The following is a 22,305-nucleotide window of genomic DNA, read 5'->3' as shown; positions in this document are numbered from 1 at the left end:
AAACAAATAACTGAATGCTATGTTATATCAAATTTGCGGTATTGTCGAAATTACCACATGATAGTCCACGTCCAAAGTCGAGGGACCTACAAAAATGGGCTGATAAAGCTATAATAGGTAATGTCTCAAAGGTTTGAATCCCAATATGACTTGATAAACATATTGACATGCTGGGCTCCAAGGCTTAAATAAATTAGGTTTCACTAGATGGAATTAATCTAAATTTTGGATAACAATGATCAACAAGGATGATATTCAAATTTCAAATCCTGATGACAAAGTATTTTTATGACCACAAAATTAAGAATCTCAATTATTTGATAGATTATCCAAATGTGTTTCTGTAATTTCCATTAATGCGTCTTCTATGTCATCATCAACCGGAATTCCCATTTCTGTACTTAGTGATTCAATTGCACTGTCCCAATTTTCACCACCGTTTTCGTCGCCATCATCCTTGTCTTGTTGTAATGCTAGAGCCAATTTTTCTACCGCAGAATCACCTGATTGATTTGAATTGACGGACGTTTGAATTTCATCTAAAGATGAAGTGCTAGCATAAGAAGAGCCTAAAACTGAATAATTTCCAACTATGGCCAATAATAAGACGGCACAAAGAACAGAAAAAGAAAAGGCAAAGTTTTGCATTTACCCTAAGTTTCGTTTAGTGTATATAAAGCTAAATAGTGATTAAAGTTTTACAACTAGTGAAACAAGTTAGATACCTTTTATCTGCTATAACCCTTTTTCACAAATTTTCATCACTTTTTAAATGTCCATACACTATCGCTTGCTTACCTACATAACATATGTCCAAAAAAATGAGGTTGACCAGTCTTTGAAAGTGCTAGACCGGTTTAAGATACTTTATCTCTTTAGGGTAAGATTAAATGCTAATTGCAAATTAGGATGTACCTTGGCATGCACAATTTCCATTATTTTCATAGGGGATGCAACATTTGTAACTTCTCTTTGTAATTCATATAACGACTTTTCCAACGCACTTGGAGTTATATTGTTACTAACGGTACCAATCTCATGACCTTTGAGGTCGCTGTCATAAATTTCCACTATTCGGTCAGAAATTTCTTTCGCATTGTAATAGTCGGCCTCACTATCAAACTTTAATTCAGTCATCGCACCTACAGGATGATTGGCAGAATGAGATAAGTTTTGGCCCTTTGAATCTATGTTGGTATAATTTACAATTTTTGAAAAATCCATACTTAGCATTATATTGGATGGAACATTGAATGCTGCACCGTAATTCCGTAATACTTCATCTGCCAAATTAGCTATAACTGTAGCCATAATAGTGTTATTATAAAACTTGTCACTGTCCACAACATACGAGTCTTCGCTGATAATAATATCATCATATATATCAATGATATTCTTTACAGATTCTATAGCATTAGCACGGTCTAAGTCATCTGAAGAAAGACTATTGTTAATCAGTCGTGTTTCGATCAATATTTGATTAATTAGAGTCAAAAATGTTGAATTATCATCAGTATCGAAATTATGTGCCTGAATACTCTTTATACCAATGACACTTTGGATAGAAAATAGTAGTAATAAAGCGATACTTATACTAGGTATTGGTAATTTATAGGTATTCAGTATTTTCACTGGACTTCATTTTAATTTGAAACATAATCTTTAGTTGTTTCTAAAAAATTGTGTAAATGAGGGTTTTATCCATTAAGATGGTTTAAAAACTACTATCCGAGTGTTGCCGGTATCTGCTACATATACTGTACCTGAATCTTTGTCTACGCCTACACCTTCTGGATCAAGTAATTGTCCCTCGCCAGCATCTGCACCGCCAAATTGCGTAATATATTGTCCATCGGCGGTAAATACTTGTACCCTGTTATTGTTCTTGTCAGTAACATAAATATTGTCGTTACTATCTATAGAGAGGCCAGATGGTCCTTGGAATTCACCATTAGCAACTCCTTTTGTTCCCCATTGAGACAAATAAGTACCGTTATTACTGAATTTTTGAATTCTATCGTTACCATAATCGGCGATATAAACATTGCCTAGAGAATCAACTATAGAACTTTCAGGATTTGAAAGCTGACCAATGCCTTCACCTTCAGAGCCCCATCTATAAAGGAATTCACCATCTGTAGAAAATACCTGCACGCTGGGCTGATCTCTATCTGTGACAAACAATTTACCGGTAGCATCGTTTGCAGGAACATGAGGATGCAAGAACTGTCCATCACCTTCACCTTCAGAGCCCCATTTTGTCAAAAAAGTGCCATTATTGTCAAATTTCTGTATCCTGTAATTAAACTGGTCTGCTACATAGATATTACCTTCTGAATCCATCGAGAGTGCTGATGCTTTGTGAAACTGACCATCACCTTCACCACCCTCTCCAAATTTGGTGATAAAATTACCCTCTGGATCAAAGATTTGAATTCTATGATTTGCATAATCGGGTACAAATACTTTGCCATTAAAAAAATCAACATCATTTTGACCATCAAACTGCCCATCTTCTTCTCCAGGGGACCCCCAACTTGTATAATAAGTAAAATTAAGATTTTGCGCCAACGCTTGATTAGAACTAGTATATTCCAGTCCTATGAATAAAGTCATAAAGATTGAAGCTAAAATTATGATACTCTTGTTTACACTCACAATTCAGTATTAGAATTGACATAATTTAAAGATTTGAAAACAATCAGATTCGTAAAAATATCGCATGCCATGATACGGTTAGATGATTGTTTGAAATGTCACATGATAGCCTTATTGTGATTTGTAATAAAACGGATCTAAGCATTTGTAAATAATAAGGTGACTGTATATAGAGCAAAACAAAATCACAAGAACAAGTCCAATACAGTATAGAGCACAAATTTCTGCCATAATCTAATTTTGATTTTAACAGTAGAAAGGCACGTCGCCTATCATACTATATCACACTAATATAGACCCTGTTAACTAAACAAAATTTTTTTGATCACGACCACATTTAATAAGTAAATTACATGTCATTGTGGATGTGGGGTTTGTGAGTAAATACCTTCACACCTTAACAGGTAATCAACGTAGAGAATTTTCATCTATAATTTCTTCGCGCTTATTGCGATGCTACCATCATCAGGTTAACAAGATTATAGTCATTGACTTTGATTTATTATTTTAGTGTTAAAACTAGCGTCCTGCGGGTCATTATACTTTACGTACGCTATAGGCCTTTATAAGACTTGGTTGATTTAGAGACTAGTGTCATTTTGTATAGCTGTATTTAGAGAATAAATATGCAATTTTTTCCAATAACATGAAAATAATATAGATTTTTTGTCCAGTGATTTCAGTATTGATGTTGATGTTTCAATAACTACGACTCTATTAACGTAGGCGTTTTATTGAATCAAAATTAAAACCATTTTCAACCAAATCGGTTAATGTTGGCATAATGGCTTAATTTGAGCGTAATTTATAATTATCCAAAATGATTAGCCGGGAGCAAATATAATAAATGAAAATCAATTTAAAATTTTGTTAAGTTAACGGGCCGCTAATATATTATCAGTTTGTTTGTTGCAAAGACTATTAAAAAGTCAAAGATAGATATCTAATTTTTGTATCAACATATACTAAAAATTTTCTCCTTAGAATAATCAGCTATCAAGAGTAAAAAGGATCTCATTTTCTTGTCTCATCAACTAAATATTAATTAGTCCTCAGAGTAAATACTAGCCAATTGATTAAATTATTATCTTTCATAGCTGCAGTCTTTTTTATATCAAGTGCTGTATCAGTAGGCGGTTTTTCCCAGACGAGCTTAGAGTCATTTGGCCAATCCAATGTAACTAGCGAGATTAAACGAGAGTCCGTGAATTCGTCATCTAATTCAGATATGGCTACCATAAATGTAACAAAAACAGTTCACTGCGATTCGTCTTTGGGTATTCCTTCGGATGATGCAATTTGCCAATTTGTTTTGGCAAATGTGGAATCAGGACAGTTTGGTATGGAGGTCACAGGAAACATATCTGACTCAACTAGCTTTCAGGGTTCATCCAATGGTACAATAATTTCAGTATCTCCAGGTAACTATACGGTGACAGAAGATTCATTCGACACCATGGATTTAGAAAATCAACTTGGAGAGAATGCAATAGTCTCCATGCTTACCGAGACTAATGGTGATTGTACTGGTCAATTCAATCAAGTAGATTCATTCCAAGAAGCTACTGGTATTGTTAAGGAAGGTGAAAATCATTCTTGTGAAATCATAAATACAATTAGTGTCAGTCAAGGATCTTCTCCTGAAGAACCATAAACTTTTTTTCAAATACCCAAATCAAAGGGTTCTGTAATCGCACTCATTTTTTTATCTCTCTCTAATTGGATAGAACGCAAGAAATTCTGAATTTTTTTTGAACATACATCCGACTATTGATTCAACTCAAGTCCTTTAAGAAAAAATAAACAATTTAAGTCGACGAATAATCACACCATTTAACAATCTTGATACAACTACTTTGATATAGTATAGAAGATTGTTTCGTATGTAAAGTACAAGATTTTAATATATATTCTTCTATTAGTGCTTGGTATCTACAATCATTATTAAACATGTTATGTTATTTTGTGATATACAACAGTAATATAACTTTCAAACTTACTATACAGGTTCTTTTTTGCATCATTATAATCAGTCTTATTACTGTACTTTTTTTCGACAAGATGTTAGCCTATGGTAACATTTCACTATTTCCACGTTACTGTTTGAGTATAGATTCCCCTATTAATATAGACCAGTATGTTCAATACATCAAAAATTTACTTGCATCAGATATTAACCAAGAGATAGATAACAGGAATCTAAATCAAGGATTCTGTATGGTACATTCTGAATTGGAATCCCAACCGTTGACTTCTTTGCCAAGCTCAATTTACTATTTCCAAGACATACTTCCACCACTAATATCTTTGCAAATTGTACCGGATATTATTGCTCATATCTTCAAACCATCTATTTTGATTGTATTGTTTACGATAATAATCACGGGCTTAACGATGAAATCTTTAAGGTGGTTTGAAGGTAACAGACCAAAAGAAAGAAAAGGATTTACACAATTAATCAAGCATAATGTTCTTAAACGACAGGACAATAAGTGTGGTCATTGTAGGAAAATTCTAACTGTTGTTGATTTCCATCACAAGAATGGAGACAGATCGGATAATAAACAAAGCAATTGTCTAGCATTATGCCCGAATTGCCATGCAATTGAAACTCGGGGGATTCTCAAAAGAAGCTGAATGGGCTTCATTGTTATTTCCTTTGTATCTTTTATTCTCCTAAAAAAATATTCGTTAATGATAAAAAGAAATACTGATTGATTTACTGATTGATTGATTGACCTCACTATTTCGAGACTGGCAGAATCACAATTCTGTGGAAGCGAGAGAAGAGGAGGAAGGTTTTTGAATTATTCTATCCAACAATTCCTTAGTTATATCGGATTTTTCTTTGATGGACCCTTCTCCCATTGGATATAAATTGTAATGGCGATTCAGCAATTCTTTACATCTTTCAAGATCTTTATGATATACAAAAAGCACGCTTCTAAGAACACCGATATTGGGAAGTTTATTGGGGTCCTGATCGGGCTTAAATACGTTACCAATATGTTGGACATAGTAGTCTTTAGTCTTGTTCAAGATCTTTTCAATCCTATCTAAGAAATCAATAAGAGCAAAGTTATTACCATTTTCACGCTCATTTTTAATTTCCTTTCTCACAGTGTCTCTATAGAATTCAAACGCACAATGAAGAATATCGGTATATTTTAGATATTTATTTTTTGAACTATCGAAGACCACAAAATTTTGATGTGTTGGCTGATGATAAATGTTTGTTGTTTTGGTTTTCAGCCTTATTTGATGATTATGATTATTTAATGAATTGACAGAATTAATTTAATTAGTTTTTTGCGAAAGGATTCGGACAATATGAAATTTAATCCATAAAAATGCTCAATAGTCATCAGATTACACTTGTAAATACATCTGCAAAACAATAGTAATTCGTTAATCAGAGTAGATGTTGGTGATTTCAATTAGATAGTGTGTTATACTGTAATTCCACATACTATTATTAGTGGAAATTGGTCGCAGGAGTATTCAACATTAACGAGTTTGATTTTGCTCTAAGTATGGGATTAGCCCTATTGGCAGGTTTCTTAATTGGTGCGGAAAGAGAATCAAAGGGAAAAGCCGCTGGTATTGGTACCCATTGTTTTGTTATCGGAGGTTCAATGATTTTTACTTATATTTCGGCATTAGTCGATCCAAATTCCACCTCAAGAATTGCAGCACAGATTGTTACGGGTATAGGGTTTTTAGGAGCTGGGATAATATTAAAAGGAGAACTGTTTGATAACAAAGATTCTGACAATCCTTCTAATAAAAAAGTAGTAAATTTAACAACTGCTGCAAGTATCTGGTTTTCAGGTGCTATAGGAATGGCAATAGGTTTTAATTTTTACTTTATTGCTATAGTTTCAATTGCATTTGCACTGATTGTTCCACGAATTCCAAAAGTTGGTAAAAGACGTCAAGAAGACACTGACGAATAACAAGGGTTATTGGTAACCCGTATTCAGATTAATTAACTAAATACTTTATTTTGATACGAAAGAAACTGGTCATTATCCTGACAATAATGCTGACCGAATCAGATCAACTTTTACCGGAACTAAGCTGTTTGAATAGGTGTTATAACTTACAAGAAATTTTTTTGAAATTCACATAATGATCTTGGCTTTTTCAGCCTAACTATCAGAGCAAATTGCATCTTCTTGTCCAGCCATCAAAAAGAGTTTCTCTTTGTTTGCTGTTATCTTACTTTTTATTGATTTGGCTGGAACACCAGCAACTATATCTTCATCCTCTATATCATTAATTACCGAACTGCCAGAGCCAACAATAACCTTGTTGCCTATCTTTAATTTGTTTTTGACAGTGCTGTTAAGCCCAAGCCAACAATTGTTGCCAATTGTTGTACTTCCTCCTATTATTGTCCCCGCAGTCAATTCAGTATTTTTTCCAATGCTAACGTTGTGAGCAACATGGCATAAAGCATCGATTTTGGTTCCCTGTCCTATTACTGTATCAGACAAAGAACCTCTCGCAATAGAACAATTGGCATATATTTCTACATCATCTTCAACAATTACCTTTCCATAGTGAGGAAATTTTTCTAATTCTAATGTATCCGCATCCCTTTCAAATGCAAAACCATCAGATCCTATTGTTGTATTTGGTTGAATAATGCAGTCATTGCCTATTGTACAATTTTGTAAATTTGCTTTAGATTCTATTTTTGTATTATCTCCTATTATACAATCTTCCCCTATGACTACATGATCTCCAATATAGCAATCTTTTCCTATTTTTGCTGAATCGGCTATAACAGAACTTGAAGATATACCTAATTTGGGCGGGATACGGTTAATTTTTTTTGCAATACGTGTAAATTCTAATCTCGGATTTTGTACAAAAACAAGTAGTTGATCCTTTTTTTGTTTCGGATATACCTGTCCTTCCAAGTCTTTCCTGCAAAGTATCACACCAGCATTAGACCGTGAAATTGATAAAATGCCTCTGTCGATATCATCTGTTTGACAGAAAGATACATCATCTGGCGTTCCAGAGTACAGAGAGGATACATTTTTTATGGATTTAGACTTTAATTTTGATTTCTGACCATCGATTGAATAATTTGAATCATCAAGATGCTGTAATAGTGATTCAACTGTCCATTGAACCATATCGAGAGTCAGTATTCTTTTAATATAATTGTTTTCTGTACGAATATACTACAAGATTGGCAGAGTTAACATCACTGCCACCACACTTTCAAGTTAATAATCCACTATTATCTTTGTTCATAAAACAATTTCTATATCAACTGAATAACAGCTTCTTAATTGTAAAAGAGACCTATAATTTCTGACAAGCAGTTATTTTCAGCCGAGCAATTTGATCGTAACGGGGCCTCCACTCAATGTTTTTTGTTCAAGCCTAATAATAGATCGCTTGCCTCGATACATTACATATGTTTCAAATTCCCTTTCAGCGAATTCAAACTTGACACGTTTATTCAACCACTCTTTTGGAACTACAGCAGTTAGACCCAACCCTGGCACTTGTCTAAAATGTGTCTTGTAGGTAAAATTATTATTTTCAGACACAACAGGTTATAGGTTTGTTGAATACAAAAACTTATTCTATCAATTTTAGTTTATTATTACTATGTAGTTTTGGCAGGTATAGAGAATCTAAACATTAGTTGGAATTATCTTCCATTACACTACAAGAATACCAATATCACCAAATATCGTGCAAAAGATTACAACTAAGATAAATATGGCATACGTGGGGTTCAATGCCTACACATTTCCAGGGATATCCCATACGTGATATTAACTAGTATTTTGACAAAATGTTTTAAATAAAATGGCAATGTAAATTAGACCCTATGCCTATGTAAAGGTACCAATCTTTTCTGCTCTGTCAAATAGGGGATTTAAATGGTAATAAATACCTATTATTACCAATGTTTATATATGAGCGGAGCTAAATATCAGTAATGTCTAAACAAGATAAAAAAGAAACAACAGTCAAGGAAAATTTCGATCAAACTATTCAAAATAACAACCAAGTATTCAATCGTGCAGTTGAGGAGACTACTCAAACACTTAATCAAGTCTTTGACGAGTCCAAAAAGAGTATCGAGAGAAATATTACCGAAGCAAAGAGTCAGATTCCAAGATACACTCAATCGATAAATGAAGTACAAGAGCAAGCTGTACAAGCAACTCGAGATATAGCAGAAAACTATCTAGAATATCAGAAACAAGCCATTGATTCATTTCAGTCCATCTTTACTCCATACATCGAAAACGCAAATAATCAGTTAGTGAACAATCAAGCATTGTTTAGAAGACTTCCAGAAATATATTCCAAAATTGCCAATAATTACGCTGAAAATAGTGTTGCAGTGAGCAGAATAATAAATAACATAGCCTTTTCAAACGTAGAATTAGTCAAAAACGTAATCAACAACACCAAAGAACAATCAAAGCAATTTGCAGAAATTGGAAAAAGAAACGCTAAAGTCTACGAAACAATAGAAAGAGACAATCGAAACATCTCCATCTAAACAATTTTTTATTTTTTAATCTTTTCTTCTAATCATGTTATAGTTTGATTCATATTTTTAAAACGAACTTTTTACGTCCTAAATTTTGGTTTTAACTCTAACTTATAATATTAAAGACCTGACGGCCCTGCCTAGATATGATCCATCTCAGAACTATCAAAAAGGGATGGCAAAAACTACTGATAACTATTTTTCTTTCTCACTACAGGACCATGCCTCGGTATTAATTGATGGTTAATATAGTTTGGTATTAACATATTGTATGCAATCTGTCAGAAGGAAAGCATCTGAAATAATAGCTTCAGTGGCCCTGGTATTGCTAATAATTTATTTTGTGGATGTATTAACCTCCATGCTCACAACTGACCCCGGATTTTTGCCATTTTCATCAAAAGATAGGGGCTTGATATTTGGAGGATTTTCAATTGCACTTTTTGTAATTTCCTTCATAGTCGGATTGAGGATTTATTCGAGGATTTTGGCCATCCTTCTTATGATAGGAGGAGCACTAATTGGAACTTCAGTGCTAGTTTCTACCTTTGTAACCCCTCAACTTGCGAATATTTCAGACGGATTTAAGATAGTAACACCTCCATTGCCTCAGTTTATTGGCATAATAATTGTAGGCTATATAATATTGGGTTTGGGTATTTTGAAGGCTTTGAAAAAAACTTAGATTTGTTTGCTATACCAAACACAGATATCTAGATCTTCAATTGAGTAAAACGAGATAAGTTGATCCTAAAATAATATCGTCAGGTATATAAAAAAGATAGTTCCGCTGACCAACTTTAGGCGAGTAGTGCAAGTATGCATAAAATAGATTAAGTATGGATATGTTAGAGCTTAATTCAAATTACGAGTCTGTTTATCCTTAAGGATATATACTCTAAACTGAAGAAAATAGATTCTACATAGCTAATTTGGAGGGTAACTTAGTGAATATGTAAGAAGACGGCTATTGTTTAAAACGTGAAGCTTATTCACCTAACATTTAGCATTATGGATGATTTTTGTTTGTAAACAGGAAGGATACTCTCAACGGAAATTCGCTTTGTGAACCGTCAAAAACTAGGTAAATAGCCAAGCATCATGGAATAAGTTTTATTTCAGAAAAGTTTTACAGTGTATAGCTCAAAAAGTCAAATATCTAAAGTTCCGTTAATCGATAATTGCTAAATGTCAACAGGAAATAAAAAACCATTATTTATAGCAGTAATTGCTATTGCTGCATTTCTAATTGCAGGACCTCTAGTAGTGAGTTTAGACGGTCAAGATGTCTTTGCAGTAAAGAAATCAGACAAAGCAGCACAAGGTTTGGCTCAGGAAGAATCTTCTGCTCAATCAAGTGAAGTATTCTCAGAGAACGGAACTAGCACAGCATCGGGTAACAACATTGATTTGTCATTGAACCTTAACGACGGTAAGAATGCTTTAGGTCAACAATAACTTTTATTTTTTTATATAATTTTATACCAAAAAGTTTTCTCTTTCAGCAGAGAAATTATTTCTAACCGACGTATTTGTCAGATTTTAAGAACCAGGATAGTCGCATTGAATTGTATATTATCTTCCTCAAGAGATCATATGACAAAAATTCTTGATAGATCAGTTAGTCCCCTAGTAATTTTCATCGAGTAGGACTATTTTTTTTCAAATCAGGTCTAGACATGTAGAACAATAACCTAGAATTTTAAGGTGGTCTATCTCCGTGCCGCAGTCAAACATTTTGAAAAATTATTCTGGAAAGATCCATTAACACTAGATCCCACAAAGCATAGGATAATCACAATCATCAAATGAAATGAAAGTTATCAAGTAGTTTCTATCAAAGTTAACATAGAAAGAGATAATCGCTTTAACTTTCAGACTCAATTAAACATTGGAAGTAACGAGATATATCAGCGAAATTTGAATTTATCAACTTTTGTTTATAATCAGCAGCAAATTAACGCATGAAATATAGTAGTATTAAACTTACAAAAATGTAGATGAAGATATCTGAGCTTTGTAAACTAATTGAAGAATCTTTTCATTCAGGAAAATATCCACTTTCATCAGAGATAGAAAAGATATTGTCTGGATCTGTTAAAATCATAAACAAGTCACCATCAGAGGATTTGAAAGGAGAAAACATTATTATCGAAACCAGAGTAGAAGAATTCTTTGTATTGAATAACTACATCCCCAGTATTACTCATTTGCCAGGTATCATAGAGATGGATTCTTTGGATTCATTTAAAATGCTCAGTCGTCGTATAGAGAGAAAGTTATCCAATAATACAAAATCGATTTCAATAAAACCTCTGTAAAAGGTTCAAAATTATCGGTTTTCTAATTGTAACACGCGACAATATATTTGGTATGAGAACATAGATTTGATTGATATTGTACATCCACTTCATCATAATTAACTGAGCTCTAAAATAGTCAAAACTGCGAATAGTAAAGAAAAAAGAAATAAAAAATTTCCTAGTTGTTTATTGTTTTATAATTGCGAGTTGGAGTCGCAAGTAGTTCCTCAATTTCATTATTCATTTTCAGGAATACTAAACCCTTTTGAGTTGTTTTGTATTCTGACCCTTCTATATACTCTATTAGATCGTTTTCTATCAACACCGAAAGATATTCTTTCAATTGTGCATAGCTAAGAAAAGCTTTGTACATAATTTTTGTTTTAGTTGCACCGCCATTGGCTGCATCTAAAATCATAGCTACAATTTCGGTTCGGCTCCTGTATTTCATATTTATTATATAGATTTACTACTATATAACCGCTACAAATTATAATCTAAATTAGATACTAAAATGTGACTCAAAATAGCAATTATTCTTTGTATAATCAGACTATGACATAAATATTTACCATTATAGGCTAATACAATATACAAAATATAGTATAAGAACTAGTATGGGAATAAAAGTATAGTTGTATCACGAAGCTAATGATCAAAGTAATGTCGATAAAATGGATTTGGAAAGTGAATGTATTATAAGACCACAAGTTAAGATCAAAAATTGTCCAATAAGAACTTCGTTAGGAGTTTTGGGTAAGAAGTGGACTATGCTAATAATAAGAGATATAGGGTTTTTAAGAATAAATAGGTTTAACAGAATTCTTGAATCTATACCGGGTCTGACTCCAAGAGTATTGTCAATGCGACTTAGAGAATTAGAAAGGGAAGGGATTATTCGATGTACCCAAATCAAAAGAGAGCAGACGATGGTTTTTTGGAACCTAACTGAAAAAGGCAAAGACATATTACCGATTTTGTTGATGTTGACTGCTTTTGGATCCAAGTGGTATTCTGAGCATGTATTTGAAGATAAAAAACCACGAAGACTGGAAGAGGTTTTTTCGTTACCAGAGACAAGAGAAATGATATTGGAGTATAATAAAAGACTTAGTATTGACAAATCATTCTCTAATAAAAGACCATAATTTAAATATTCCAATTTCAAATCCGTTTTTAAAATAGTAATAGAATTAATTTCAGTAATTCAATACCTCAATTCAATTACAAAAGAAAAAACTAGTAACATGTATCCAAACTATGATATAATTAATTTGAATTATAGTATTCGATTATAATGAGTAACATAACAAAAAACTATAAAGTCGGAATATTTGCAATGTTTATTGCAGCAGCACTCATAGGCTCAGTAGTTGCCCTAGGTGACAACTATGCATACGCTGGTGGAAAAAAGAAACACAATGACGCAGAGCAAGAAATCGAACAAGGTCAAGCCAGCGAACAGAATGCACAATGTGTATCTGGAGACTTCTCATTAATCTGCGGAAATAACGTGAACTTACAATTACAAAACCAATTAGGTAACTTGGCATTAGGCCAACAATAAATTTTTTTGTTTTCATACTTTTCAGATTTATATTATTCGTTACTAAATGAATATATTACTTCTACTATAAAATAGCATACAGGTCTCTTTCCTAATTGATGTCCTAACTTTTAGAATCTGATGAATTTTAAGAAAAAATTCTAATACTAACTAGGTAATTAAATTAAGAGATTTATCCCACTTTGTAGTATAACTTTTACGATCCCTTCCCCAAAACTCATCTTAATTATTAGTTTATGAGCAAAAACCCATAATAATATTCGGATATTAGATAATGATGTTGCTGTTTTAAAAAAAATTATTGTTGGCCTAATGCCAAGTTACCGACATTGTCATTGAAGAACAAACCTATGTTGTTTCCTGATGCAATAGAATCACCACCAGACACCACTTGACTACTCTGTTCAGAGGATTGCTCTTGTGTTATGCTCTGAACTGCTTCATTTGAATTTCCATTTCCTTCAGAATGGTGATCATGATCATTATCATGATCATGGTCATCGTCGTCACATGAATGTGCAAATGCAAAAAAACTATCAGAAGTCATTATAGCAGGCACCATAGCTAGTACAATTGTTGCGATGGCAATTGTTACTATTACAGATGTATTTCTTTTCTCAGATAACATTTGAGTCATTGAATGCACGGATAATAAGAATATTAGAATTTGTTAAGTTGTACCTATAATATTTTTCTGCCTTATAATTCAGTATTGGTTTTACCTCATGAAGATATATCTAAAAAAGATCAATGAAAATTTCTAAATATGATTTACACTTGATGTTGTAATCATTGATAACAGAGGAACTATGTTTAGATGTATACAATCCAAGCCTTATTCTTTTACAACTAAAATTTTCCTTGTAAACCACAGACAGAATGGGTATTTATTTTTTTTATTTATCCTCAAAAAGTTCTCCTGGAGACCCAAATAGTTTTAGAAAATCGAATAAGCAAAACCATAAAAATGGAGAATACTATGGGTATGAATTGCTAACAAGTTTGTGATTTAGTTGAAGCAATGAAAAGGATATATGAACTGGCATCCCAATCTGCAAGTATTTGGATTATTTGGTCCATATATCAATATTCAGTTGAACGTTATTGACCAAATATGTTATATCCGGAATTATAACTTGACGACAGATCGCCTGAATTGCAGGAATTGATTATTGTCGCGTTAGGTGGAGCATAGCAGTATGAGCCTTGAGACGAACTTTGTGAGTTAGTTATATAGCGGTCTTGACCGCCATATGGAGCAGGTGCAGGAGAAGTATCTCCGTTACCACTAACATCAAACTCCACGTATGCAAATGTTAAATCAATTGGGTTAACTGAAAATGAAATTGCCAAGAGGATACCAACAAGAGAAAAGACAAATGATTTTTCTAATGAGATTTTTATCATCTATTATATATTTAATTTATGCTATTTCGACATTATGTAAATTCAATCTGATATCTTGTTACAGTAGATTCTCTTTGAAAAAATTATATGTATCACTTTACTAGGTCATTTTTATCAAGATTTGTGCTTATTCGAGGAATTAAATCTGGCGCTATTGTACCCCACTTAATTTCTCTTCTTGTTACATGAGGTAGTTAAGATAATCAAGATACAGATTATATGTAGTCATCAGCCAAAATACCTACATCACCAAACCTTTATAATTAAACGAAAATGATCATTTTCTTATCCCTAATAAGATGAAATCAGCATTTAAAATATTAGGCCCAGTAGCTAAAATAGGTTAAAATAGATACCGTCTCAGTATCAATAAATATAACGTCGAGGTTAAAAAAGAAACTAATTAACTAATTTCGAAAGGCATAGACTTGAACTTGTTTTTGACTAGTGGTTATGTAAATTCAGTCAAATAGAATCTTCAAGGTGAGAATGGGATACAAAATCACGGATCATATTCCTTGCGGGGTCAAACAAATCTTTATTATTACAAATTCCAAGTCAGCTATTTGACTAAAAATAATGTCATCACCCCTAATCGAATCAATTAGTTCTGCTTTCGGATATCATATTATCAGTTAGTAGCGTAGTGCACAGGTCCACATGGATTATTGTGAGGATTTTTTTTCTTTCTAGCAACATCAGTCTTAAGACAGATATGTCAAAACTACCTATAGATAATTTCAAAATCATTTCTAAACAAGCAAAGGTTGATATGGTAAAAATATCAATCGATTGAATTAAAAGTTCCCACTATTAGGGTCATATTTTCTAACAATTTTTGCAAATAATCTTAAATAACTATTTTAAAGACTTGCTAAATAGTTTAGAATTTCAAATTCAAACATGAATAAATTATTTACCGGAATTCTCTCAGTATTCTTGGTAGCAGGAATTATGGGCGTATATGTTCCCGACGCACTTGCATCGATTTTTAGCGAGCGTCCGTTAGAAACTTGCGGAAACATTGCAGCAGGTCAACAACCAAGTAGCTCAGCCGAGCAAGAGACAGAACAAGACCAAGCATCAGAAACAGACGGGCAAGCTGTTGCACCAGAATTCAATGCATTAAATGCAAATAACATCAATTTAGGCTTGCAACAAAATGGTGAATGTATACCGACTTTCGAACAACCTCCAACTGATTCTACAATACCTGAATAGATTTAACCCATCAAGACGGCCATAACCTTTTTTTGTTGATTTATTCTATTTTACAAAGTTAAATTCTTTATAAAACACTAACAAATTTGTATTCTCATAATCTTTTACCAAGAAGATAAGTAGTTAAATCCGAAACAAGACCATGAAAAATAATAGAAAGATCTATTAATTACTCTTTAATGGATACTTTCTTTACTTCTCTCAAAATCAGAGATCCAATGCCTTTTAGGTAAAAACATGTATCAAAATCCTATCAACACAAACTCAAGCCGACATTAACGAAGTAAATTTCCAACCTTTTTAATCAAGATTTACCTCTTCTTACTGTTTTATTACATGATCCATTAAATCTTGATAAAATCAGTAAGGTCAAAAAAAGATGGAAGAAATTCTAAATAATCTTACCAAAAGCTTTCTAACTCTATGTTGATTTAATGAGAGTGGGGATTTTCAGAATTGCTGAATAGTGTTTACGGCCCTATATTGTAAGCGTTACAATTTCACGCCAAATATAACATTCGATATTAAAGTTACAAAGTTTTCACGGATTTATTAAACCAACATTTGAATTTACTCATGTACAGTTCATCAAAAAACTTTTCACGACTTTATCGAGATGGTCCAGTTCTACCGGTTTTTTGATGATTTCTCTTACCCCAACCTCCTTGTAGTCTTTGAAGTCTTCCATTTTCAAGCAGCAACAAGCGGTAAATACAACAATCTTCTTATCTCGTACACCCTGTTTTTTCATTTCACTTAGAAGATCAAACCCACTATATTCGGGCATTGCCAAGTCCAAAAGTATAAGATCATAATCTCGTTCATGAATCTCACTCAATCCCTTTTGACCATCATTGACCACTTTGCAGGATATCCCTTCCATATTGCAATAATCATTCACTGCCTCGGTGGTATCGATATTGTCATCGATTGTGAGTAAGTTCAAGATATATTATAATATTAAAACCTAGTTATAAGTCTTCAATTTTATTTATAGAATTAAAAATATAATCTAACTTACATAAAACAATCTGACAATTCAAAAACAATTGCCCCATCAAAAGATCTCAACGTCCACCCTTAACAAACCAATTAATTCTTACAATTTGTTCTATACGTTAATGACAAGGCAAATTCAAAAGCCTACGAGTATAAGAATGTGTCCACTAATGAAGAAGGGACTACCAACATACTAGACGACAACTTGCCACATGTCTCACCTATATATCAATACCTGCTAGAATTAGATCGGTAGCATGACCCAAGGATAAATCTAAACATACCTACTCTATATGCTCTCTCAGAGATACCTGCCATTGACAACCATAGTAGAACAGGTACTAACCTTAGCATTCTATTAAATCCACGTCCAAATCCATACAATCACAAATTATATATTGAGAACAGAAAAAAATGAAGACAAAGATATTGCTAGGGCCGGTGGTCTAGCCTGGTTAAGATACCGCCTTGACATGGCAGATGGTAACGATCTTAATATAATTCATAAAGAATTTGATAAACAAACATTACTAGCAAATCAATTGCATACTGAAAACAAAGAATCTGAAAGGTTCCAAGAAAAGGAAGTGATATGGGACAACTATAAAAAATATTTGTTATCCAAGGTCAGCAAAACCACAACTTCAAACTTGTTCAGATATGCTAAGCAATATTACTATGTTTTACAGTCAAGAAATGCATCTGATCTTCAACTATTAACTCAGGAAAAAAGAATACATGTAATGAAAGCTTTATCATCGCTATCCAAATTTATCGGAATTCATAGTGAGTGGAAAAGACTAATCGAAAACTTTGACCTTAAATGGACAAATAGCAACCATACCAATAATACTTTCTTAATCTTCAACACTGACGCAACGGATATGAATAAAATGATTCACTGGTTAAAAGATTCAGCTGGGCAGTTACCTGATAAGTATACGAATATTCTATTATTTGCTACATTAACCGGATTACGACCATGCGAATGCTGGTATAGTATAAGATTAATTCAGAATGATAAAGACCATTATGTTAGCAAAGGCAAGCTCCTTCACTATCAATATCCCGACATCTTTCTGAGAAGGACTAAAAAAGTTTTCATTAGTCTGGCCTCGGAACAGATCATTGTGATTGCAGAGCAAGCAGACATTAAAAAGCCATATCCTCAATTATGTAAGATTTTTAGATCCAAGAATCTTTCAATGAATATGTATTACTGCAGAAAGATATTTGCCACTTATCTAAGAGACAATGGGATTGAGTCTGAGATTATTGATTTGTTACAAGGTAGAATACCAAAATCCATGTTTCTTAGACATTATTACCGTCCCGACATAAACGAAATTGTAACTAAAAAGATAAGGCCGGTTTTGGATGAGTTGAGAAGGAATTGTTAACTAGATAACCATTAACCGCCTTTAGGATTAAAACACATGTAGAATTCAGATGACTTCATTAGTTTATTGTTTATACATTTTTAACTGTTAAAGAGGATATTCATTAATTGTCTTACTGATTAAAGTGTGGAGATGAAAATTTTATTGTTAGCGACTGAATCCTGTAAATGCGCTAAAGTTTTGTGCATTAAAACTTGATAAAACTTTTTGCAATTTTTCATTAGGATTTCCGTAAACCTCAAATCTATTTATCTGAGAGATATTCAAGATTCTTGGAATTATCGTTCTTGATGCAATCCCATCACTATGGACAAGGGCCGCATCTGAATTTGTATAGGTCTCATGTACCGTACATTTAGTTTCATCGTCATTAAAATAAAACTGATATTCAAGGGTATGTGGTTCGTTATCTTCGACAACTTTGCACAATTCCTGTATTAGTTTTTTATATTCTTCCAATTTCCCTTTACTAATGATAAATTCTGCTCTGAAGTATATCTTTTCAGAACCATTCATCTAGTTTATTTACCAATTTATCCTTTAAGGATTTTGTTATCTAATTTTTATTTGAGAGAATAAATATTTCAGGAAAATAACATCAAATTTTTATGAAGCACGTTCTCCATATGCTGTAGCTGTATGATGATCAAATTCTTGTATGCTCATCAAAAAATTAAAACGTTCTGTAGAATTTGGCTCGTAAACTGTAAAAGGAGCAGAAACAAATCTGTTGGTATCCCTTATTGTTTTATTTTCTGCATCAAATAATGTGACGTTAATCTTTAAGTTTACTACATTTTCGGTGGAATTATTCTCTACCATTCCAATAACAGAAGTTAAACCTGTGACACTTTCCTCTACAGTGATATTTGGAATATCTAGCACGATAATGTCTGAGTTATTTGAAGAAGGAATAATATTTTCGTCTTCTGCCTCTTGCGAGTAAGTTAAAGACAATGACGGGAATAAGCTAGACAATGGGAATACCAATAATACAAAACAGAATATCATAATCAACTTAAAATTGTCAGAGACCAATGAGGGTGTTTTTAATTATTGCCTCAGATAAATAAGGTTATCCTGAGCTTGTAACTTTCGATTTATTTTAATGATATTACGATATGAATAATCTTAATTTATATGATTACTTTAGGATTGTTGGCTTGAAGAACTAATGCCCAAAGGCACTATCGGGACATTAAATGACACAAACTTAAAACACAAATAGTTGCCTTTCTACATTAAATCTGAATTATACAAATACAAAGAGAATAAGGTCGATGATGGAGGAGTTGAGCAAATATTATTTGATAATTTACCTGCGACAGACTCCCCTTCTACTTCTTCTTCATCATCCAAATAAGTAGGAGCGCAAGGTGGTAGTTAATGATGAATTAGTTAATTAATTTAAAAAATAATACAAAACAAAAAGATCCATTTGTTATCGATTTTCAGAAATACACAGGGCAGTTCTAAAATCAGATAGCCAGTGCTGGATGAGTTGACTAGGGACTTGCAAAATTAAGTACATATTTATTCCGATTTCAGATCTAATTCCCCGTTCTTAAATCAGTATGAGTTGCAATGGAATATGTGTTAGGTATAAAGACTAAAAGGAATAATGAAATTCCATCACGATATAAAGAAGGTCAAAAAAGGTGTAGTGTCTGTGAGATATTTATAAACTGGAATGAGACATCTTATTGTCCTTGTTGCAACTACAAGCTAAGAACAAGGTCTTTTAGAGGATTTGGAATGAGAAAAAAACATAGAGAATTGACTATAAAGCGGTATTGAATTAATTGCCAGTAATTCAGTTATGTAATCCAAAATTGGACTCTGTATACGAATTCAAACTATATTACTTAATGTATTATTAGTATTTTTCGTGTATCGTTATATCGACCCTTCTGATGATTCCTTTCTGAAAAAGGATAAGATATATCAAAGAATAGAGGAACTACTAAATCCTTTCATTTCTAATTTGAAATCTGAAGAAGATAAACAGCTAATGCTGAGAATGATTTCAAAATGTTATCATAAATACCATAATTCAATAATAACTAAATCAGAAAGTGATGCAGAACTACTGCTTTCAACTATAATGGCGTTACTAATAGAACAGAGCAGCGAAATTGAAAGATTGAGTAGTATTAAGAATTAAAATTGATTTAATATGGATATGATTTTAGAAAAGAATTAGGGGATCAGTCTTTGTCAATCACTATTGTTCTCTGGACATTCATTAAATCATTATAGAAGAGTAAGACCTGTATTGGATGAATTGTGGGATGAGTTAACCCAAAATTGACTCTATGAAAGAAGACGTATGAAATTATTTCAAATATATTTATATTGTGATAATATAAGAAAATGAAATTAACCAAAGAAATCAAAGAGAAAAGAGATCATAATGGTAATCTTATCGATTTTACAATGTGCATAAGATGCTATCACTTTATCCATTTTGAAGATGAACCAGAAGGAACGGATATCAAATGTAGCTATTGTGATACTGACGAGTATCTTACATTGTAGTATTGATATAGTAAACTGACTTGACAGTTGTTAAAGAACAGTGGTAAACTAACAACTACAAATTAGTGCCTTTCTACTCTTCTGATGAAAAATATGCTTTATTAAATGCCGACAAATCAAATACACTAGTCATGATTGCAGTAGTAGGAGACGTTTCTATAAAAGAGACATAAGTAAACTGTGAATCGCTATTTAAAGTGTAATTATTTAATTGCCCACCATTAATTACCTCTACTCTTTTAATATCAAAGGTAAAATCTATTGGAGTTATATCATATGCATTAGGATTATCAGTAACAGGAGTCTTCATAGCACCGGCTAACTGAATCTGAGTGTTAGTAACAAGTGCATTTGCTCCCTCAATAGGTTCGTTGCGGGATGGTGGGGAGGTGAAATCATATTGAATGGAGGCATAATCTACAATGTAAGCCTTGTTTCCATTTTCGTCCACTTTTCCATCTTTAAAATACATTTTGAAGTAGTTGACTCTGCATAAGCATAATTCATACCATTTCCGACTAGTATTATAGCTATCAGTAAAAGTACACCCACAGTATATTTCATACAAATGGAATATAGTATTTGATCTTTATACTTTATGAATGATTTCACTTTTTGGTTTGATCCGATATTAAGAGAGAAATCCAAGTTCGATAAAAATTACTAAAAAACACAAATGAGCCTCTCCGGTATCGGTGATAGAAGTTTACTTTTTCTCTTATTAATATTAAATAAGTGAATACTAGTAGGTGATATTAAAAATAAAAATTTTCATTTTACACTCTTGGCCTATTTTTATCTAAATTGAATTATTATCAACAAATAGTAAAGATAAGAATTTAAGTATAGAAAGCAGTTATGATCATGGATAAATTTTCCAATTCTAAAGATGAGGAAGTGGCTCTCCATAATGCTGAAACTTTTGTATTAGAAAAGCTATTCAACAAAAGTGGTTCAGATGATTACTATGTCAGTATAGGAGAATTGATGACCTCCATGGATAATGCAATGTATCCTTTACTTGATCAAGCCATCGAGGAATTAATCGCACAAAGCTTTGTACACTCCGAAGATGGAGAAAACTATCAAATTACACCAGATGGGATTAGCGAACTAAAAACTAGAAAGAGCGAAGCGATACCTCTTTAGAGATTAGATACAAAGAACACAACTCAAAATTTGTTAGTATCGAACCAAATCCAAGGCCAATCTTAATTTGGAAATTTCTTGCTTTAACATATCTATTTCCTCATCATCCTTTGCATATTTTAATAATCTTTCACAGGCTTGAATTTGTGCCAATAACAATTCGCCTTTTTCTAAACAAAGATTGTGAGAAGATTCTATAAAGTGATAAGAAACAGTACAGTCCTCTCTCTTTACAACCACAAGTTCTTGCTTCTACCAGAAATGGTGTTTCACTTTCAATTATATTCATATCTATATATCGCTTAACTGTCTAATATTATTTCTTTAATGTAAATAGTCTATGTACTACTATGTGGAATTATATATTGACAGTAGACAAGTTTGCGAGTTCATTTGTATATTTCGAGAAATCTTGAGTTATTAGATAATTACCATAGCTTTGGGTCTTGCAGTATAATCTCCCACGTCGCTCATCATGCAAGACCCGATTGTGACTTTGTTGAGGAGATAAAGTCAATATTGACTGTC

The 22,305-nt window shown here is 32.6% G+C and carries 29 protein-coding genes; 15 read left to right on the top strand and 14 right to left on the bottom strand.

The window, feature by feature from the left end:
• Positions 1–309: 309 nt before the first annotated feature.
• From ACMT7R_RS02740 to ACMT7R_RS02730, 3 genes are all read right to left on the bottom strand, one after another.
• Positions 310–648: a hypothetical protein gene (locus ACMT7R_RS02740; protein WP_415309902.1), complete on the bottom strand. Its 339-nt coding sequence runs from the start codon at positions 646–648 to the stop codon at positions 310–312.
• A gap of 219 nt (positions 649–867) precedes the next feature.
• On the bottom strand, positions 868–1,632 hold the full coding sequence (locus ACMT7R_RS02735) for a hypothetical protein (protein WP_415309901.1): 765 nt from the start codon (positions 1,630–1,632) through the stop codon (positions 868–870).
• A gap of 72 nt (positions 1,633–1,704) precedes the next feature.
• The gene (locus ACMT7R_RS02730; RefSeq protein WP_415309900.1) at positions 1,705–2,658 is read right to left on the bottom strand and encodes a 6-bladed beta-propeller; all 954 of its coding nucleotides are present in this window, start codon (positions 2,656–2,658) and stop codon (positions 1,705–1,707) included.
• 1,072 nt (positions 2,659–3,730) lie between these two features.
• Between ACMT7R_RS02730 and ACMT7R_RS02725 the strand changes: the two genes are divergently transcribed.
• A complete protein-coding gene (locus ACMT7R_RS02725; RefSeq protein ID WP_415309899.1) occupies positions 3,731–4,312 on the top strand; it encodes a hypothetical protein in 582 nt (193 codons plus the stop codon).
• 449 nt (positions 4,313–4,761) lie between these two features.
• Positions 4,762–5,295, top strand: coding sequence for an HNH endonuclease (locus ACMT7R_RS02720; RefSeq protein ID WP_415309898.1), 534 nt, complete (start codon positions 4,762–4,764; stop codon positions 5,293–5,295).
• Positions 5,296–5,421: 126 nt separating this feature from the next.
• Here ACMT7R_RS02720 and ACMT7R_RS02715 read toward each other — a convergent pair whose 3' ends face one another.
• Positions 5,422–5,859: a hypothetical protein gene (locus ACMT7R_RS02715; RefSeq protein ID WP_415309897.1), complete on the bottom strand. Its 438-nt coding sequence runs from the start codon at positions 5,857–5,859 to the stop codon at positions 5,422–5,424.
• A 284-nt stretch (positions 5,860–6,143) separates the two neighbouring features.
• Between ACMT7R_RS02715 and ACMT7R_RS02710 the strand changes: the two genes are divergently transcribed.
• Positions 6,144–6,614 carry an MgtC/SapB family protein gene (locus tag ACMT7R_RS02710; RefSeq protein WP_415309896.1) on the top strand — a complete coding sequence of 157 codons (471 nt, stop codon included), beginning with the start codon at positions 6,144–6,146 and terminating at the stop codon, positions 6,612–6,614.
• A gap of 195 nt (positions 6,615–6,809) precedes the next feature.
• Here the strand turns inward: ACMT7R_RS02710 and ACMT7R_RS02705 are convergent, their stop codons facing one another.
• Together ACMT7R_RS02705 and ACMT7R_RS02700 are read right to left on the bottom strand one after the other, a co-directional pair.
• A complete protein-coding gene (locus ACMT7R_RS02705; protein ID WP_415309895.1) occupies positions 6,810–7,808 on the bottom strand; it encodes a UDP-3-O-(3-hydroxymyristoyl)glucosamine N-acyltransferase in 999 nt (332 codons plus the stop codon).
• Positions 7,809–8,006: 198 nt separating this feature from the next.
• Complete coding sequence (locus tag ACMT7R_RS02700; RefSeq protein ID WP_415309894.1) at positions 8,007–8,231, bottom strand: hypothetical protein; 225 nt, start codon at positions 8,229–8,231, stop codon at positions 8,007–8,009.
• 398 nt (positions 8,232–8,629) lie between these two features.
• On the opposite strand from ACMT7R_RS02700, the gene ACMT7R_RS02695 reads away from it, so the two are divergent.
• The 4 genes from ACMT7R_RS02695 (at position 8,630) to ACMT7R_RS02680 (ending at position 11,514) form a co-directional block, all read left to right on the top strand.
• Positions 8,630–9,202 carry a hypothetical protein gene (locus ACMT7R_RS02695; protein ID WP_415309893.1) on the top strand — a complete coding sequence of 191 codons (573 nt, stop codon included), beginning with the start codon at positions 8,630–8,632 and terminating at the stop codon, positions 9,200–9,202.
• 262 nt (positions 9,203–9,464) lie between these two features.
• Complete coding sequence (locus tag ACMT7R_RS02690; protein ID WP_415309892.1) at positions 9,465–9,878, top strand: hypothetical protein; 414 nt, start codon at positions 9,465–9,467, stop codon at positions 9,876–9,878.
• A gap of 503 nt (positions 9,879–10,381) precedes the next feature.
• Positions 10,382–10,651: a hypothetical protein gene (locus ACMT7R_RS02685; RefSeq protein ID WP_415309891.1), complete on the top strand. Its 270-nt coding sequence runs from the start codon at positions 10,382–10,384 to the stop codon at positions 10,649–10,651.
• 542 nt (positions 10,652–11,193) lie between these two features.
• Positions 11,194–11,514: a hypothetical protein gene (locus tag ACMT7R_RS02680; protein ID WP_415309890.1), complete on the top strand. Its 321-nt coding sequence runs from the start codon at positions 11,194–11,196 to the stop codon at positions 11,512–11,514.
• A 160-nt stretch (positions 11,515–11,674) separates the two neighbouring features.
• Here the strand turns inward: ACMT7R_RS02680 and ACMT7R_RS02675 are convergent, their stop codons facing one another.
• Positions 11,675–11,947, bottom strand: a complete 273-nt coding sequence (locus tag ACMT7R_RS02675; protein ID WP_415309889.1) for a winged helix-turn-helix domain-containing protein — start codon at positions 11,945–11,947, stop codon at positions 11,675–11,677.
• Positions 11,948–12,131: 184 nt separating this feature from the next.
• Here ACMT7R_RS02675 and ACMT7R_RS02670 point away from each other — a divergent pair, with 184 nt between their 5' ends.
• Positions 12,132–12,644, top strand: a complete 513-nt coding sequence (locus tag ACMT7R_RS02670; protein WP_415309888.1) for a winged helix-turn-helix transcriptional regulator — start codon at positions 12,132–12,134, stop codon at positions 12,642–12,644.
• Between the two features lie 149 nt (positions 12,645–12,793).
• Positions 12,794–13,063, top strand: coding sequence for a hypothetical protein (locus ACMT7R_RS02665; RefSeq protein WP_415309887.1), 270 nt, complete (start codon positions 12,794–12,796; stop codon positions 13,061–13,063).
• Between the two features lie 298 nt (positions 13,064–13,361).
• Here ACMT7R_RS02665 and ACMT7R_RS02660 read toward each other — a convergent pair whose 3' ends face one another.
• Together ACMT7R_RS02660 and ACMT7R_RS02655 are read right to left on the bottom strand one after the other, a co-directional pair.
• The gene (locus tag ACMT7R_RS02660; protein WP_415309886.1) at positions 13,362–13,691 is read right to left on the bottom strand and encodes a hypothetical protein; all 330 of its coding nucleotides are present in this window, start codon (positions 13,689–13,691) and stop codon (positions 13,362–13,364) included.
• Between the two features lie 473 nt (positions 13,692–14,164).
• Positions 14,165–14,470 (bottom strand): hypothetical protein, encoded by a 306-nt coding sequence (locus tag ACMT7R_RS02655; RefSeq protein WP_415309885.1) that lies wholly within the window; start codon positions 14,468–14,470, stop codon positions 14,165–14,167.
• A 903-nt stretch (positions 14,471–15,373) separates the two neighbouring features.
• Here ACMT7R_RS02655 and ACMT7R_RS02650 point away from each other — a divergent pair.
• A complete protein-coding gene (locus ACMT7R_RS02650; RefSeq protein ID WP_415309884.1) occupies positions 15,374–15,691 on the top strand; it encodes a hypothetical protein in 318 nt (105 codons plus the stop codon).
• 574 nt (positions 15,692–16,265) lie between these two features.
• On the opposite strand, the gene ACMT7R_RS02645 is transcribed toward ACMT7R_RS02650, so the two are convergent.
• Positions 16,266–16,637 (bottom strand): response regulator, encoded by a 372-nt coding sequence (locus ACMT7R_RS02645; protein WP_415309883.1) that lies wholly within the window; start codon positions 16,635–16,637, stop codon positions 16,266–16,268.
• Between the two features lie 451 nt (positions 16,638–17,088).
• Here ACMT7R_RS02645 and ACMT7R_RS02640 point away from each other — a divergent pair, with 451 nt between their 5' ends.
• A complete protein-coding gene (locus tag ACMT7R_RS02640; RefSeq protein ID WP_415309882.1) occupies positions 17,089–18,090 on the top strand; it encodes an integrase in 1,002 nt (333 codons plus the stop codon).
• A gap of 147 nt (positions 18,091–18,237) precedes the next feature.
• Here the strand turns inward: ACMT7R_RS02640 and ACMT7R_RS02635 are convergent, their stop codons facing one another.
• Together ACMT7R_RS02635 and ACMT7R_RS02630 are read right to left on the bottom strand one after the other, a co-directional pair.
• Complete coding sequence (locus ACMT7R_RS02635) at positions 18,238–18,606, bottom strand: putative quinol monooxygenase (protein WP_415309881.1); 369 nt, start codon at positions 18,604–18,606, stop codon at positions 18,238–18,240.
• Positions 18,607–18,696: 90 nt separating this feature from the next.
• Positions 18,697–19,047, bottom strand: coding sequence for an FxLYD domain-containing protein (locus tag ACMT7R_RS02630; protein WP_415309880.1), 351 nt, complete (start codon positions 19,045–19,047; stop codon positions 18,697–18,699).
• 271 nt (positions 19,048–19,318) lie between these two features.
• Between ACMT7R_RS02630 and ACMT7R_RS02625 the strand changes: the two genes are divergently transcribed.
• From ACMT7R_RS02625 to ACMT7R_RS02615, 3 genes are all read left to right on the top strand, one after another.
• The gene (locus ACMT7R_RS02625) at positions 19,319–19,453 is read left to right on the top strand and encodes a hypothetical protein (RefSeq protein WP_415309879.1); all 135 of its coding nucleotides are present in this window, start codon (positions 19,319–19,321) and stop codon (positions 19,451–19,453) included.
• Positions 19,454–19,978: 525 nt separating this feature from the next.
• Positions 19,979–20,254 carry a hypothetical protein gene (locus ACMT7R_RS02620; protein ID WP_415309878.1) on the top strand — a complete coding sequence of 92 codons (276 nt, stop codon included), beginning with the start codon at positions 19,979–19,981 and terminating at the stop codon, positions 20,252–20,254.
• A 209-nt stretch (positions 20,255–20,463) separates the two neighbouring features.
• Positions 20,464–20,628, top strand: a complete 165-nt coding sequence (locus tag ACMT7R_RS02615; protein WP_415309877.1) for a hypothetical protein — start codon at positions 20,464–20,466, stop codon at positions 20,626–20,628.
• Between the two features lie 73 nt (positions 20,629–20,701).
• Here the strand turns inward: ACMT7R_RS02615 and ACMT7R_RS02610 are convergent, their stop codons facing one another.
• On the bottom strand, positions 20,702–21,100 hold the full coding sequence (locus tag ACMT7R_RS02610; protein WP_415309876.1) for a hypothetical protein: 399 nt from the start codon (positions 21,098–21,100) through the stop codon (positions 20,702–20,704).
• A gap of 392 nt (positions 21,101–21,492) precedes the next feature.
• Between ACMT7R_RS02610 and ACMT7R_RS02605 the strand changes: the two genes are divergently transcribed.
• Positions 21,493–21,777: a hypothetical protein gene (locus ACMT7R_RS02605; RefSeq protein ID WP_415309875.1), complete on the top strand. Its 285-nt coding sequence runs from the start codon at positions 21,493–21,495 to the stop codon at positions 21,775–21,777.
• A gap of 33 nt (positions 21,778–21,810) precedes the next feature.
• Here the strand turns inward: ACMT7R_RS02605 and ACMT7R_RS02600 are convergent, their stop codons facing one another.
• On the bottom strand, positions 21,811–22,017 hold the full coding sequence (locus ACMT7R_RS02600; protein WP_415309874.1) for a hypothetical protein: 207 nt from the start codon (positions 22,015–22,017) through the stop codon (positions 21,811–21,813).
• Positions 22,018–22,305: the final 288 nt, after the last annotated feature.

It is taken from the genome of Candidatus Nitrosocosmicus sp. FF01, from assembly GCF_047711275.1.
In the GTDB taxonomy this organism is placed as follows: Archaea; Thermoproteota; Nitrososphaeria; order Nitrososphaerales; family Nitrososphaeraceae; genus Nitrosocosmicus.
Note: the sequence above shows the minus strand (reverse complement) of the source record. Positions and strands in the feature narration are given on the sequence as shown.